Raw genomic sequence first — 13,745 nt, forward strand, 5'->3', positions numbered from 1 at the left:
ACTCGCCCGTAACTTGACGAGTGAACAGCATCCTCGTGATCCGGATCACAGGGCGTAAGGCCGTCGCACCTCCCTTGAGCCGCAAGGAGATCACACGATGCTGCCCTGGAAACGAGTGCTCAGACCGCTGGCCGCACTGCTCCTGACCGCCACGGTCGCCGTCGTCCCCGCCGCCACCACCGCCCAGGCCGCCGAAACAGCGGCGGCATCGAGCAGCGGCTGGAACGACTACAACTGCAAGCCGTCCGCCGCGCACCCCCGCCCCGTCGTCCTCGTGCACGGCACCTTCGCGAACTCCGTCGACAACTGGCTTGGACTCGCGCCCTACTTGAAGGACCGTGGCTACTGCGTCTTCTCCCTCGACTACGGCCAGTTGCCGGGCGTGCCGTTCTTCTACGCCCTCGGCCCCATCGACAAGTCGGCAGAGCAACTGTCCGCCTATGTCGACAAGGTGCTCGCCGCGACCGGCGCCGCCGAGGCCGACCTCGTCGGCCACTCGCAGGGCGGCATGATGCCCCGCTACTACCTCAAGTTCCTCGGTGGTGCCGGCAAGGTGAACGCCCTCGTCGGCATCGCGCCCAACAACCACGGCACCACCCTGTCGGGGCTCACCAACCTGCTGCCGTACTTCCCCGGCGCGGAGGACCTGCTCACCAGCGCCACCCCCGCGCTCGCCCAGCAGGTCGTCGGATCCGACTTCATGACCAGGCTCAACGCGGGCGGCGACACCGTCCCCGGGGTGCGCTACACGGTCATAGCCACCAAGTACGACGAGGTGGTCACGCCGTGGCGGACCCAGTTCCTGACCGGGCCCGACGTGAAGAACGTCCTGATCCAGGACCTGTGCGCGGTCGACATCTCCGAGCACGCGCTCATCGGCCTCACCGACCGGATCGCCTTCCACGAGGTGGCCAACGCGCTCGACCCCGCCCACGCCCGCCCCACCACCTGCGCGTCCGTGTTCAGTTGAGCGGGTGAGCGCGGGACACACCGCCGGGGCCTGACCGGCCTGAGCCGCCGTTCAGGCCCCGGAGTCCTTGCCGTCAGCGGCCGTGCCGACCGCCTCCTGCCGCCCGCCTGCGCACCGAGGCGAACAGCACCGCCGAACCCAACGCCAGCGTCGCCGCACCGCCCATCGCGAGATACGCCGTACTGCTGTCCCCGCCGGTCTCGGCGAGGTTCTCGGTGGCGCCCGCCGCCTTCGGCTCGTTGGCCGCCGCGCCGGAGGGGCCGTCCCCGGCCGCCGCGGCCGGCTCCGCCGACGTACTGGCGTCCTGGTCACCGTGGCCGTGGTGCTCGACCGTCGACTGGTCGGCACCGGCCTCGATCTGCTCCTCGGAGGGCGCGGAGGCGCTGGGCGCCGGGGAAGCCTCGTCACCGGAGTCGCCACTGCCGGTGCTGCCGTTGCCGGAGTTGTCGGAGCCGTCGGTGCCGCCGCCGTTCGCGCCGCCGAAGGTGACGTCCGAGCAGGAGTAGAACGCCTCCGGGCTGTCCGAGCGCTGCCAGACCGCGTACAGAAGCTGCTTGCCGGAGCGCTGCGGCAGGGTGCCGGAGAACGTGTAGAAGCCGCCCGACGCCGCCGGGTCGGTCACCGTCGCCACCGGGTTCGCCAGATCCAGGTCGTTCCAGGCCAGCGGCTTCGCGGGGTCGTAGCCCGCCTTGGTGATGTACACCTTGAAGGTGCCCTTGTGCGGGGCGGTCACGCGGTACTTGAAGGTGTACGACCCGCTGCTCACGCTCGTGGCCGGCCAGTCGGCGCGGGCCAGGTCCAGGCCCTTGAACTCCTCGCTGTTCGCGCTGCACAGCTTGCCGTCCGGGATCAGCTCCTGGTGGCGGCCGGCCGCGTCGCCGATGCGGATGCCGTTCCAGTCGTAGAGGGCCTGCGTGCCGCCCGCCGCGACCGCCGCCTTGCACGCGTCGGACCTCGGGCTCTCCGGGCCCTCCGCGTAGCACTGCGAGACCCGGCTGACCGGGTCGCCCATGGAGCCGTGCGCCGCGGCGGGCGCGGCGGCGAGGGCGGTCAGCGCGAGCGGGGTCAGGCCGGCGGCGGCGACGGCGGCGGCCTTGCGGCGTGCGGACATGGAAGATCTCCTCAAGGGGCCTGATGCATGGGGTGAATCCCGTGGGGGCGATCAGAAACTAGCCCGAGGAAGCCGCGAAATCGCCTGCTGGAGGCGGGTGATGGCGATCTTTAGGGTCGCCTTAAGGTGCGGCTAACCAGGGGCTCAGGATGGATGGCCGAAGTCGCGGCGGAGCCACTACGTGGGCGGCGTGTCCTGGCGGAGGGCCTTGTTGACGCCGGTGATGACCACGGTGATCAGGCAGAGGGCGATGACGGACTCGGCCCACAGGAAGGCGAACCAGTCCAGCACGCAGCCGATCGGGGGTGTGCCGGGCGCGGTGTTGCGGAACGCGGCGAGGGCGAACAGGGTGGCGGCCATCCAGGCGAGGCCGGGCCAGACCAGGCCCTCGCTGCCGGTCGTCAGGTACCAGGCCCCGATGAGCACGGATGCCGCCAGCGCCCACATCGCCACCATCATGAAGACCGCGAAGACGAGGAGGCTGGCCGATCGCGCCAGCCCCAGCGCCATCACGGCCTCCTGCCGGGAGGGCACAGGTTCCGCGGAGACCGAGAAGAGCGTGTCGTTGTTGGAGAACAGCATCCGTACCGGCACCTGCTCGCCGCCCACCTGCGCCCGGAACGCGATGTCGGTCTCGTAGGTGTCGAACGGGTAGTCACTGATCGATCCGCCCGTGAGCGCGACCTGCACGTCTCTCGTCGCGAGCCGCTCGTGCGCCGCGAACTCCAGGTCGGTGAGGGTCGCCCCCGAGGTCTGGAGGCTGAGATCGGCCACCGGGGCCGCCCCGCCCCCCTCACCGAGGGCCCCGCGCGGGGTCACCCAGACCCGTAATACAAGCTCTCTGCCCGCGGCGTCGACGCTCTGGACCAAGGCCTCCACATCCACCCGGTCGGCGGCCGAGGAACCGACGGTGTGCACTGTGTCGACCGTCTGCCGCTCGGTGAACTGCAGCCACGAGCCAACGGCCACCGCCACCACGATCAGGATCGCGATGAGGACGAGCACGCGCAGGACGGACCGCCTGGAGCGTCTTGGGCGAGGCGAATCGGAAGGTGCTGCCGGACGGCCCAGACGCATCACTCGGTCCAGGTGCCCGGCAGTCGGTTCGCCGCACGGAAGTCGTCAGGCCCTTCTTCCATGCTGCGTCGGCCGACGCCGGGCCGACCAGGGGGCCTCCCGGGCACCCCCGACGCGGTGTTGGCGGAACGCACGTGATCCACGCTACGGGGTGGTCCGAGGGCGTGCATGCGGACGAGGCGGTGGAGGGCCTTGGGCTGAGCTGCGGACAGGCACTGCGAAAGGGCCTGGGTAGCGTTCAGCCATGACGACCGAGGAGATCCGGCCCGCCACGGCCGCCGACGTACCGGCCGTGAAGGCGGTGACCGACGCCGCGTACACGCCGTACATCGAGCGCATCGGGGTGGTCCCCGTGCCCATGGAGGCGGACCACGCGGCGAACGTGGCCGCGGGGAAGGTGTTCGTGACGGGTGATCCCGTGACGGGGCTCGTGGTGATCGAGTCGCACGAGGACCATCTGTTCCTCGACAGCATCGCCGTCCACCCCGACGCCCATGGCAGGGGCGTGGGAAGACGGCTGCTGCACTTCGTGGACGCACGCGCGCGTGCGCTGGGTCTGCCCGAGGTCAGGCTCTACACGAACGCCCTGATGTGGGAGAACCAGAAGATCTACCCGAAGTACGGCTATGAGATCGTCGAGCGCCGGGTGGACGGCCGGTACGACCGGGTCCACTACCGCAAGCGGCTCACCTGACGCGTCTCATGCGACCGGCTGGGTTTCTCAGGTGTCCGGCCACCAGGTTCGTGCGATGTCCTTGCGGACCTCGGGTCGTCCCGCGGGGCGCTCTTCGGCCTCCTCCCGGACCCGGGCGGCGCTGGACTGCCTCTTCAGGGGCTTCTGCACGGTCACACGGCGCATGGCTGCCTCCTTCAGGGTCTACCGAGTTCCGTGTTCTCACCGGGGTAGACCCGTTGGGGGAGAGTTGCTCATCGGTGCCGGCCCTGTCAGTGGCGGCGGTCACCATTGGACTGTCAGTGGCGGGTGTCACTCTTGGCCGCATGACGAACGGTGAACAAGCCATCACAGGGGCGGACACGGACTGGGACTCCGCCGCCGCCACCTTCGACGACGAGCCCGACCACGGCCTGCGCGACCCCGAGGTCCGCCAGGCATGGGCCTCCCGGCTGCGGTCCTGGCTGCCCGAGCACGCCTGCGACGTCCTCGACCTGGGCTGCGGCACCGGCAGCCTGTCGCTTCTCGCGGCCGAACAGGGACACCGGGTCACCGGGGTGGACCGGTCCCCGGCGATGGTCGGTCTCGCCCGCGCCAAGCTCGCCGGGCGCGACGCGGTGTTCCTCGTCGGTGACGCGGCGGTGCCGCCGGTGGGGGAGGAGCGGTTCGACGTGGTGCTCGTACGGCATGTCCTGTGGGCGCTGCCCGACCCGGGCCGGGTGCTGCGGCACTGGCGCGGGCTGCTGCGCCCGGGAGGACGGTTCGTGCTGGTCGAGGGCGTGTGGGACACCGAAGCCGGGGCCGCCCCGGCCGGCATACCGGCCGACCGGCTCACCGCCCTCCTCGCCCCGCTCGCCGGTCAGGTGCGCGTGGAGCACCTGTCGGACGACGAGCCGCTGTGGGGCAAGGCCGTGGCCGACGAGCGGTACGCCGTGCTGGCGACGGCGTGACCGAGCAGCTCTGACCGGCGGCTCCCGGTTACGCCCTGCCGGCGACGGACCGGCGCCTCCCCGACGGGCCCTAGGCCAGCAGTGACTCCAGGCCGCCCTCGACCGTGGCGAGCACCTCCAGCTCGTCGAGGGCCGCCACGGCCGCGGCGGCCGCCTGCGGGTCCGACCGCGCCAGGCCGCTCTCGGCGAACTCGTCCTCGTCCAGACGCAGCACGTCCGTGCCGTCGGCGGAGCGCCACAGGTCCAGGTCGAGGTCCTCGACGACCAGCTCGGTGCCCGACAGGGCGGCCGGGCGGGTGATGTCGCAGTACCAGCCCTTGAGGGCGCCCGCGGCGTCGCGGACCTCCTTCACGGCGTACCAGCGGTCGCGCCAGTAGTACTCGGTGAAGACATCGCCCGGCTCGAACCGCACGAAGCCGAAGTCGCGGACGCCGTCGCCGGACCACGGGGCGCGCACGGCGATCCGAGTGCCGTCGTCGGCGACCAGCTCGGCCGCGTAACGGATCTTCGTACGGCCGCCCTTGACGAGGACCACGTCCAGGGAGCGCGGCCGCTCAGCCGAGTTCGCGGACATGGCGTACCTCCGTCGCACAGATCTGGTATCCGAACCAGAAGTTGATCGCCAGCATGGGCTCATTGTCGGTGTCGTTGCCGGTGAACGCCTCCCGGTAGCCGGCGGCGCGGGCGCGGTGCAGCGAGGCGTTCTTGGCGAGCTTGGCCAGGCCCCGGCCCCGGAAGGCGCGGGCGGTACCGGTCATCGCCGTGGAGTAGCGGGTGGCGCGGTCGGTGAAGGCCGAGCTGAAGGCGGCGGGACGGCCGTCGACGACGGCGACCGACGTCAGGTCCAGGTCGAGGAGCGGATGCTTCCAGGTCTCCGCGAGCCATGCCTCGTAGTCGGTGAACTCGGCGCCCACGTCGCTCGGTTCGTCCGACGTCGTCTCCGCGTCGAGCCGGAACAGCGGGCGCGGGTCGTCCGCGAAGTCGGCGGCCGTGCGCAGCTCGACACCGGGCGGAAGGTCCTGGAGCGGCGGCAGGGAGCCGTGGGCCAGGTCCAGGCGCAGGAAGTGGGCGGAGCGGCTCGCGCGATAGCCGTGCCGCTCGGCGAACGCGCGGTTGCCCGGCTCGTCGAGGACCCACGAGAACAGCTTGGTCGCCCCCAGCGAGCCCAGGTGCTCCTCGGCGGCGCGGACCAGCAGCTCGCCGGCGCCGCGGCGCGTGCGGTCCGGCCGCACATACACGTTGAGGTAGCCCTGGCCGGGCTCCGGGCTGTCGTACGCCATGCCGACCTGGGCCGTGCCGATCGTCTCGCCGTCCTCCTCCGCGACGAGGGAGCGGTAATGGGCGTCGGGACGGGTGTGGGCCTGGCGGTGGGTGATGGCCTCCGGAGTCCACAGGATGTACGGCAGGGCGAGGTGGCGGCTGTGGGCGAAACGCTCGACGTCGGCGGGCACTTCGGGGCGCAGGTCGCGCACGGTCACGGTCATGGAGGCGCACGCTACGTGGGGGATGTGCGCGGATGCCTCTCATTTTCCGGCGGGTACGGGACAATCGGCCCTGTGACCTTGAAGATCCACATCGACGACAGTGCAGCACCGTACGAGCAGGTGCGGGCGCAGATCTCGGAGCAGGCGCGGTCGGGGGTGCTGCCGGTGGGCTACCGGCTGCCGACCGTGCGGGGGCTGGCGGAGTCGCTGGGCCTGGCGGCCAACACGGTCGCCAAGGCGTACCGGGCGCTGGAGAGCGACGGGGTGATCGAGACGCGGGGGCGCAACGGCACGTTCGTGGCCGCGGCGGGCTCCGCGGCCGAGCGGGAACTCGCGTCGGCCGCCCAGACGTACGTCGAGCGTGCCCGTCGACTGGGGCTCACGGAGGCGGATGCGCTGACGGCCGTCCGGGACGCCCTGCGGGCAGGCTACGGGACGGGCTGAGCGGGGTCCGGCACCGTCGTGCCTGATCGCCGCCGTGGCGGAGGCAGATTGCTAGGCCGTGTCCGGCGGATCTTGTGACTGCCCCAGCCTCGGTTCGTTGACATGCTCATGGGGCGGGGGATATCACAAATGAAGAATGGGCCCGGCTGAAGCCGCATCTACCGAAGTCCGGTCAGCGCGGGGGCCGTTGGGAGAGTCATCGCAGGGTGATCAACGGGATTCTGTTCCGGCAGCGCACCGGGGTACCGTGGCGGGATCTGCCTGCGCGTTTCGATCGGTGGAAGACCGTGTACGAGCGGCATCGGCGCTGGTCAGCGGATGGCACATGGGACAAGCTCTTCGCGGCTGTCCTCGCCGATGCTGACGCGGAAGGCCGCATCGACTGGTCCATGGTGAGCGTGGACTCCACCTCCTGCCGGGCCCACCAGCACGCCGCGGGAGCACGTAGGAAACCCCCGCGGCTTCCGGGAAAAGACACATGCCCCTGCAGCACCGCCCCGATGAGGGCCTGGGACGCTCACGGGGCGGCCTGACCTGCAAGATCCACCTTGCCGGTGAGGGCGGACGCCGCCCACTCGCCTTGCTGATCACCCCGGGGCAGTGGGGCGACGCTCCGCAGCTCATCCCGGTCATGGAGCGTGTCCGTGTCGCCCGCCGGGATGGCGGGTCTCCGCGGACTCGGCCTGGCCACCTCGGCGGAGACAAGGCTTACTCATCCCGTCGCAACCGCCGCTGCCTGCGGCGACGGCAGATCAAGCACACGATCCCCGAACCAAAGAACCAGCGAGCCGACCGACGGCACAAAGGCAGCAGGGGCGGTCGGCCCGCTGGCTTCGACAGGACGATCTGCAAACGCAGGAACGAGGCAGAGCGGACGATCAATGCCCTCAAGAGCTTCCGGGCTGTGGCGACGAGGTTCGACAAACGCGCCTACGTCTTCTACGGCACCGTCACCGTTGCCTCGATCCGACTTTGGCTCGGTCGCGACCCACCGGAGATACCTAGGTCCTTTCGTTTAGATCATCGGATCGTTGGTCCGGGTGGGCCGTTGACTGACGCGCAGTGGGCGCGGACCGAGCCGTTGCTCCCGGACCGGACGCCGATGCGGGGTGGCAGTCGAGGCGGCAGACCACCGGCCTTCGACCGTGAGGCCTACAAGCAGCGCAACACCGTCGAGCGGTGCATCAACCGCCTCAAGCAGTGGCGGGGTATCGCCACCCGCTACGAGAAGACAGCCACGATCTTCCTAGCCGGACTCCACATCGCAGGCATCTTCCTCTGGTCCGCCCGATGATCCGAAAGCCCCTGGACCGTACGCCGAGCACCACTTGAAGGACGCACCGACGTTCGTGTGCGAGCCGTCTACATGCTGGTGGGGAAGTTCATTGAGGCCGGCGGCGGTGTCGGGATGTAGTGGTGGGCGAGGTTGGCGTCGCGGTTGTGGGGCCCCTGGCGATGGGCCTTCGGGTCGCCGTACTTGATGACATCCTGGCGTCCGGAAACGACGTCCCGAACGCGCATCACGACTCGGCCGAGCAGGGTCTTTATCGGTGTTCCCCCTGGTGTACGTGGTCTTGTCGGGAAGGATGCACCGGCGGCCGAGGCGGATTCCAGCGAGTTGAGCCGATCTTGAGCCTCGGCCGGTCCTGCAGTCGATGGTGCGCCTCTCGCCTTCATCGAGCGCTGGCCTCGTCCACGCATCGCAATAGGGCCGTTCCCGGTCAGCGTCCCGTTCGGTCACCGCGTCTGTGATCTGATCCAAACGACAGGCCCTAGTAGTGCCCCTTCGCCCCGTCAAGCAGCTCCCTCACGATGTCCGCATGCCCCGCGTGCCGTCTGGTCTCCTCGAGGAGATGGATGAGCATCCAGCGGAGGTTGGCGTTGCCGGAGCGGCAGTCGGGGTGGCGGCCGACGTCATCCGTAGAGGCCGCGGCCACGATCTCGTTGCTCCCGGCGCACTGGGCCTTGTACTACGCACACGCGCGGCCGGGAGTGCGCCCCATCGCTTCCAGGGAACCGGGTGCGCACCACCGGCCGTGGTTCAGGCCCGGGTGTAGCCGCCGTCGGCGAAGAGTTCGGCGCCGGTGACGAACGACGAGGCGTCCGAAGCCAGGAAGAGGGCGGCCTCGGCGATTTCCTCGGCGTCGGCCAGCCGCCCCAGTGGCACGACGGCCTCGGCGAACCGGTCGACGTCCGGCCCCGCGGCGCCCAGCAGGCCAGGGGTCCGCGTGGGTCCCGGGCTGAGCACGTTGACCCGGAATCGGCGCTCCCGCGACTGCCGGGCCCAGTTGTGTACGAGGTTGCTCACCGCCGCCTTCGATGCGCTGTAGACCTCGAGTTGCTCATTGGGCCGCACGCTGTTGCTCGAGCCGACGACCAGGATGGAGGCGTTCTCCGCCAACAGCGGAAGCGCCTTCTGAACGGTGAAGAGTGGGCCCTTGACGTTGACGGCGAGCGTCAGGTCGACGTTCGCCTCGGTGTGGGCGCCGAGCGCGGCGTCCGCGACGATTCCTGCGTTGGCCACCAGCACGTCGATGCGTCCGGCCTCCTCGCGGACTCGCGCGTAGAGCGCGTCCAGGTCGGCCAGGACCGAGACGTCGGATCGTACGCCGGTGGCCGCAGGGCCCATCTCCTTGACTGCCGCTTCGAGGCGGTCGATGTCCCGGCCGGTCACGAAGACCCGTGCGCCCTCCCGGACGAAGCGGTGGGCGATGGCCAGCCCGATCCCGCTGGTCCCTCCGGTGATCACGGCCACCTTCTCCTGCAGCACGCCTGGCATGTGGAGCCCCTTCAGTTGTGGAATGGATCGTCCATAACGTAGGCAGTAATGGACGATCGAGTCAAGAATGGATAGGCTGAGACCATGCCGAGACCACGCGCATTCGACGAACGCCAAGTCCTGGAGCGGGCCCGGGAACAGTTCTGGGCGACGGGCTATGCAGGAACCCGGATGGACGACATCGCCCAGGCGACTGGCCTGGGCAAGGGCAGCCTGTACGGCGCATTCGGCGACAAGGGCAAGCTGTTCCACCGTGTGTTCGGCGACTGGTGCACCGCAGTCGTTGAGGTGGCCGAAGCGCGGCTGGCAGGTGGCCCGGATGCAGAGGCCTTGGCCCGGCTGTCGGGATACGTGCACCTAATGGCGGAGAACGCCGCCTCCGACACCAAGCGCCGCGGGTGCCTGTTGGCCAAGGGCGCGGCGGAACTGGCCCAGCACGATCCGACGGTCGCCGGACGGTCGGCCGAGACCATGACGGCGCTGCTGACCCTGCTGCGGACGGAGATCAGCGCCGCCCAGCGTCACGGCGACATCGATGGCGCTGCGGATCCGGAGCGGTTGGCGGCACTGCTGCTGACGGTGGTCCGAGGTATCGAGGCGGTAGGCAAGGCCGGCCTGGACCCGGAGACGCTGCGGAACATTGCACACACCGCCCTGGCGGTCCTGCCCGTGCCCGAGGGGCAGAAACGCCTCGCAACCGGGCGCAGTCCGGCCCGCGACAACTAACTTGGTGCCATCACGGCCACATGATCCGCCGGGCAGAGCCTTAGGCAGGTGAAAGCAGGCGCTGCGGGGTGCGCGTCGGCTCCCGGCCCGCCGTCGTCGCCGCCCGCGCGAACGTCATCGCGTCCTGCACCGCCGCCCCCGACGGGTCGTTGTTGAAGTACGCGTAGACGTCCTCGTCCTCCGCCCAGGTGTCCGTGATGCGTCCGACCCACGTGCGCAGCGCCTGCCGGCCGTAGTGCGGCCACGCCTGCGCGCGGCCCTCGTGGAAGCGGACGTAGCCCCAGTCGGTGGTGCGCCACAGCGGGGTCGTCGGGCGGGCCTGGACGTCGGCCCAGCACAGGGCCGCTCCCCGGGACTCCAGGACCTGTCGGACCTCTCGCGTCCACCACGAGTCGTGCCGTGGCTCCACCGCCACGCGCGTGCCCGACGGGAAGCAGGCCAGACACGCGTCCAGCAGCTCCGTGTCGGCCTTCAGCGTCGGCGGCAGTTGCAGCAGCACCGGGCCCAGCCGATCGCCGAGGCCCGCGGCGTGGGTCATCAGACGCTCGACCGGTTCCGCCGGCTCCTTCAGCCGCTTGATGTGGGTCAGATAGCGGCTCGCCTTCACAGCCACCACGAAGTCCGGCGGCACCCGATCACGCCAGTGCTCGAAGTTCTCCCGCGTCGGCAGCCGGTAGAACGCGTTGTTGATCTCCACCGTGGCGAAGTGCTCCGTGTACTCCTCCAGCCACAGGCGCATTGGACACCGGGCCGGGTACAGCACGTCCCGCCAGTCCTTGTACTGCCACCCCGACGTCCCCACGAACAGGGTCATACGTCCATCAAAGCACTACAGATACAGCCCCGCGTCCGCCCCGTCCCGCGGATCCGGCAGCGACGTCGGGGACGTCCCCCGCTTCAGGGCGTACAGCTCCGCCAGCGTGGCGCCCTCCCGGCCGACGCCCTCCTCCGTGCCCAGCCAGCCCACCGCCTCGCGGCGCGTCAGCGGCCCCACCTCGATACGGGCCAGGCAGCGGCCGGGGCGCACGACGGCGGGGTGCAGGCGCTCCAGGTCCTCGTTGGTCGTCACGCCGACCAGGACGTTGCGGCCCTGGCCCAGCAGGCCGTCCGTCAGGTTCAGCAGCCGCGACAGGGCCTGGCCCGCGGTGTGCTTCGCCTCGCCGCGGATCAACTCGTCGCAGTCCTCCAGCAGGAGCAGCCGCCAGCGGCCCTTGCCCGTCGAGTCGTCCTCGCCGATCGCGATGTCCATCAGATAGCCGACATCGCTGAACAGCCGCTCCGGGTCCAGTACGCAGTCCACCTGGCACCAGTCCCGCCACGAGCGGGCCAGCGTCCGCAGCGCCGACGTCTTGCCGGTGCCCGGCGGGCCGTGCAGCAGGAGCAGCCGGCCCGCGATGTCCTCCGGGGTCGTCTTCATCAGGCGGTCCATCGCGTCCGCGACCGGCGCGGTGTAGTTGGCCCGCACCTCGTCCCAGGTGCCCGCCGAGATCTGCCGGGTCGTGCGGTGCGGGCCGCGCCTGGGGGAGACGTACCAGAAGCCCATGGTCACGTTCTCCGGCTGCGGTTCGGGCTCGTCGGCGGCGCCGTCCGTCGCTTGGCCGAGCACCTGCGCCGCCAGTTCCTCGCTGGTGGCGGTCACGGTGACGTCGGCGCCGCGGTTCCAGCGGGAGATCAGCAGGGTCCAGCCGTCGCCCTCCGCCAGCGTCGCGCTGCGGTCGTCGTCGCGGGCGGTGCGCAGCACGCGGGCGCCCGGCGGCAGGAGGGTCGCACCGGACCGTACGCGGTCGATGTTCGCCGCGTGCGAGTACGGCTGCTCGCCCGTCGCGAAGCGGCCGAGGAACAGCGCGTCGACGACGTCGGACGGCGAGTCGCTGTCGTCGACGTTGAGCCGGATCGGCAGAGCGTCGTGTGGGTTCGCAGACATGCGGCCATGATCCGGCACGCGGCGGCCCCGTGCACCCGGTTTCCGTGCCACGTCCCGCCAACGGTGCACGTCCGGTGCGTGCGTCGCATTCCCTTCGCGCCAGCGCGCTCTGTTACAGGACCGTGTGGAGCCGAAACCTGCCCGGGCGGCTGTCACCCCCGTTACCGTTGTCCTTGATGGGACGTCATGGGTGGAATTCGGGGGCACGGCGGTGGCGGCTCACCGCGCTGCTCGGCGTGGGCGCGGCGGCTCTGGCCCTGGTCGTGACCCTCCTCAACACGCTTCCGGGCAACGGCGTGAACACCGACGGCACCTCACGGGACGGCGACAAGCCGCACGGCAACCCGACCGCGACACCGAACGCGACGAATCCGGAGGTGGGCTGGGGCTTCACGCACACCCAGCACAGCGCCGACGAGGGTGCCTCGGCCGCCGTCAAGCGCGTCGAGGGGCGGCTCGCGGACGCCGGCGGGCTGCCGCAGATCCAGCACATCATGGGCTGGGGCGCCGACAATCCCGAGCCGGTCGAGGGGCGTTACGACTTCGAGGCGATGGACCGCCGCATCGACTTCGTCCGCGCGTCCGCCGGCACCCCGGTCGTCACCCTGTGCTGCGCCCCCGACTGGATGAAGGGCGGCGAGGCCGGCGTCGGCAACACCGACTGGAGCCAGGCCGCCCTGGAGACGGCCCCCGACCCCGCGCACTTCGACGACTTCGCCGCGCTCGCCGTGACCGTCGCCAAGCGTTACCCGGACGTACGCCACTTCATCGTCTGGAACGAGTTCAAGGGCTTCTGGAACGACTCCGAGGCCCGCTGGGACTACGAGGGCTACACCAAGCTGTACAACCTCGTCTACCGGGCGCTCAAGAAGGTCAACCCGGAGATCATGGTGGGCGGGCCGTACCTCGTGATGGACAGCGTCGACCCGCGCGCCGAAGAGGCGTCGAAGTCCCTCACAGGCCCTTGGGGTGCCCTCGACCAGCGCACCGTCGACGCCTTCGGGTACTGGAACGAACACAAGGCCGGCGCCGACTTCGTCGTCGTGGACGGCTCCAGCTACACCCGGGACGACGAGCTCCTGCCCGACGAGTTCACGGCCACCGACAAGTTCACGGACGTGAGCCGGTGGGTGCGCAAGCAGACCGGCGATCTGCCGCTGTGGTGGGCCGAGTACTACGTCGAGCCCGCGGACGGCAACGACGACCGCAAGGGCTGGTCCGAGGCCCGCCGCGGCGCCGTCCAGGCCGCCGGGATGATCGCGCTGGCCAAGGGCGGCGCCACCTCCGCCTTCTACTGGAACCCGGAGGAGGAGAAGGGCACCGAGTGCGCCGGCTGTCTGTGGACGCCGACCGACAAGGCGGGCGGCGGTGCGAAGCTGCCGATGTACGACCTGGTGTCCAGGTTCGGCAAGGAGTTCCGGCCGGGGACCGAGTACGGGCCGGTGTCCGTGGACAAGCCCGACGTCCGGGTGCTGGCCACCGACGAGGTGGTCCTGGTGGTGAACACCCGCGACCGGCAGATCACCGCGAAGGTCGACGGCGAACGGGTCGAGCTCCAGGCGTACGAGGTCGAGTGGCTCAAGCGCTGAGCCACTCGACCTCGTACG

Annotated in this window: 14 protein-coding genes and 3 pseudogenes; 8 read left to right on the forward strand and 9 right to left on the reverse strand. The window is 70.4% G+C overall.

Features of this window, described 5'->3' with window-relative positions:
- Window positions 1–97 precede the first annotated feature (97 nt).
- Window positions 98–970, forward strand: a complete 873-nt coding sequence (locus ACZ69Q_RS38815) for an esterase/lipase family protein (protein ID WP_471051725.1) — start codon at window positions 98–100, stop codon at window positions 968–970.
- A gap of 73 nt (window positions 971–1,043) precedes the next feature.
- On the opposite strand, the gene ACZ69Q_RS38820 is transcribed toward ACZ69Q_RS38815, so the two are convergent.
- Together ACZ69Q_RS38820 and ACZ69Q_RS38825 are read right to left on the reverse strand one after the other, a co-directional pair.
- Window positions 1,044–2,081 carry a lytic polysaccharide monooxygenase auxiliary activity family 9 protein gene (locus ACZ69Q_RS38820; RefSeq protein ID WP_471051728.1) on the reverse strand — a complete coding sequence of 346 codons (1,038 nt, stop codon included), beginning with the start codon at window positions 2,079–2,081 and terminating at the stop codon, window positions 1,044–1,046.
- Between the two features lie 177 nt (window positions 2,082–2,258).
- Window positions 2,259–3,092 (reverse strand): DUF4436 family protein, encoded by an 834-nt coding sequence (locus ACZ69Q_RS38825; RefSeq protein WP_471052089.1) that lies wholly within the window; start codon window positions 3,090–3,092, stop codon window positions 2,259–2,261.
- Window positions 3,093–3,402: 310 nt separating this feature from the next.
- Between ACZ69Q_RS38825 and ACZ69Q_RS38830 the strand changes: the two genes are divergently transcribed.
- Window positions 3,403–3,852, forward strand: a complete 450-nt coding sequence (locus ACZ69Q_RS38830) for a GNAT family N-acetyltransferase (RefSeq protein ID WP_471051732.1) — start codon at window positions 3,403–3,405, stop codon at window positions 3,850–3,852.
- Between the two features lie 27 nt (window positions 3,853–3,879).
- Here ACZ69Q_RS38830 and ACZ69Q_RS38835 read toward each other — a convergent pair whose 3' ends face one another.
- Window positions 3,880–4,017, reverse strand: coding sequence for a hypothetical protein (locus ACZ69Q_RS38835; RefSeq protein ID WP_471051735.1), 138 nt, complete (start codon window positions 4,015–4,017; stop codon window positions 3,880–3,882).
- A 140-nt stretch (window positions 4,018–4,157) separates the two neighbouring features.
- On the opposite strand from ACZ69Q_RS38835, the gene ACZ69Q_RS38840 reads away from it, so the two are divergent.
- Complete coding sequence (locus ACZ69Q_RS38840; protein ID WP_471051738.1) at window positions 4,158–4,781, forward strand: class I SAM-dependent methyltransferase; 624 nt, start codon at window positions 4,158–4,160, stop codon at window positions 4,779–4,781.
- 70 nt (window positions 4,782–4,851) lie between these two features.
- Here the strand turns inward: ACZ69Q_RS38840 and ACZ69Q_RS38845 are convergent, their stop codons facing one another.
- Both ACZ69Q_RS38845 and ACZ69Q_RS38850 read right to left on the reverse strand, forming a co-directional pair.
- Entirely contained in the window at window positions 4,852–5,355 is a 504-nt protein-coding gene (locus tag ACZ69Q_RS38845; RefSeq protein ID WP_471051741.1) for a ribonuclease FAU-1 family protein, read from the reverse strand.
- On the reverse strand, window positions 5,336–6,265 hold the full coding sequence (locus tag ACZ69Q_RS38850; protein WP_471051744.1) for a GNAT family N-acetyltransferase: 930 nt from the start codon (window positions 6,263–6,265) through the stop codon (window positions 5,336–5,338). The genes ACZ69Q_RS38845 and ACZ69Q_RS38850 overlap by 20 nt, the downstream gene beginning before the upstream one ends.
- Before the next feature lie 72 nt (window positions 6,266–6,337).
- On the opposite strand from ACZ69Q_RS38850, the gene ACZ69Q_RS38855 reads away from it, so the two are divergent.
- The 3 genes and pseudogenes from ACZ69Q_RS38855 to ACZ69Q_RS38865 all read left to right on the forward strand — a co-directional run.
- Window positions 6,338–6,709, forward strand: coding sequence for a GntR family transcriptional regulator (locus ACZ69Q_RS38855; RefSeq protein WP_471051747.1), 372 nt, complete (start codon window positions 6,338–6,340; stop codon window positions 6,707–6,709).
- Window positions 6,710–6,831: 122 nt separating this feature from the next.
- A pseudogene (locus ACZ69Q_RS38860) lies at window positions 6,832–7,688 on the forward strand (IS5 family transposase); the annotation flags it as partial.
- A 132-nt stretch (window positions 7,689–7,820) separates the two neighbouring features.
- A pseudogene (locus ACZ69Q_RS38865) lies at window positions 7,821–8,003 on the forward strand (IS5/IS1182 family transposase); the annotation flags it as partial.
- Window positions 8,004–8,481: 478 nt separating this feature from the next.
- On the opposite strand, the pseudogene ACZ69Q_RS38870 reads toward ACZ69Q_RS38865, so the two are convergent.
- Both ACZ69Q_RS38870 and ACZ69Q_RS38875 read right to left on the reverse strand, forming a co-directional pair.
- A pseudogene (locus ACZ69Q_RS38870) lies at window positions 8,482–8,679 on the reverse strand (mycothiol transferase); the annotation flags it as partial.
- Window positions 8,680–8,750: 71 nt separating this feature from the next.
- Window positions 8,751–9,488 carry an SDR family NAD(P)-dependent oxidoreductase gene (locus ACZ69Q_RS38875; protein WP_351201705.1) on the reverse strand — a complete coding sequence of 246 codons (738 nt, stop codon included), beginning with the start codon at window positions 9,486–9,488 and terminating at the stop codon, window positions 8,751–8,753.
- 84 nt (window positions 9,489–9,572) lie between these two features.
- Between ACZ69Q_RS38875 and ACZ69Q_RS38880 the strand changes: the two genes are divergently transcribed.
- A complete protein-coding gene (locus tag ACZ69Q_RS38880; protein ID WP_471051751.1) occupies window positions 9,573–10,214 on the forward strand; it encodes a TetR/AcrR family transcriptional regulator in 642 nt (213 codons plus the stop codon).
- Between the two features lie 40 nt (window positions 10,215–10,254).
- On the opposite strand, the gene ACZ69Q_RS38885 is transcribed toward ACZ69Q_RS38880, so the two are convergent.
- Together ACZ69Q_RS38885 and ACZ69Q_RS38890 are read right to left on the reverse strand one after the other, a co-directional pair.
- Complete coding sequence (locus tag ACZ69Q_RS38885) at window positions 10,255–11,028, reverse strand: DUF72 domain-containing protein (RefSeq protein ID WP_471051753.1); 774 nt, start codon at window positions 11,026–11,028, stop codon at window positions 10,255–10,257.
- Window positions 11,029–11,043: 15 nt separating this feature from the next.
- Window positions 11,044–12,138, reverse strand: coding sequence for a DUF5925 domain-containing protein (locus tag ACZ69Q_RS38890; protein ID WP_471051756.1), 1,095 nt, complete (start codon window positions 12,136–12,138; stop codon window positions 11,044–11,046).
- Between the two features lie 176 nt (window positions 12,139–12,314).
- On the opposite strand from ACZ69Q_RS38890, the gene ACZ69Q_RS38895 reads away from it, so the two are divergent.
- Window positions 12,315–13,727, forward strand: coding sequence for a GH39 family glycosyl hydrolase (locus tag ACZ69Q_RS38895; protein WP_471051758.1), 1,413 nt, complete (start codon window positions 12,315–12,317; stop codon window positions 13,725–13,727).
- The last annotated feature ends 18 nt before the right edge of the window (window positions 13,728–13,745 follow it).

Source organism: Streptomyces sp. NPDC036764, from assembly GCF_055609385.1.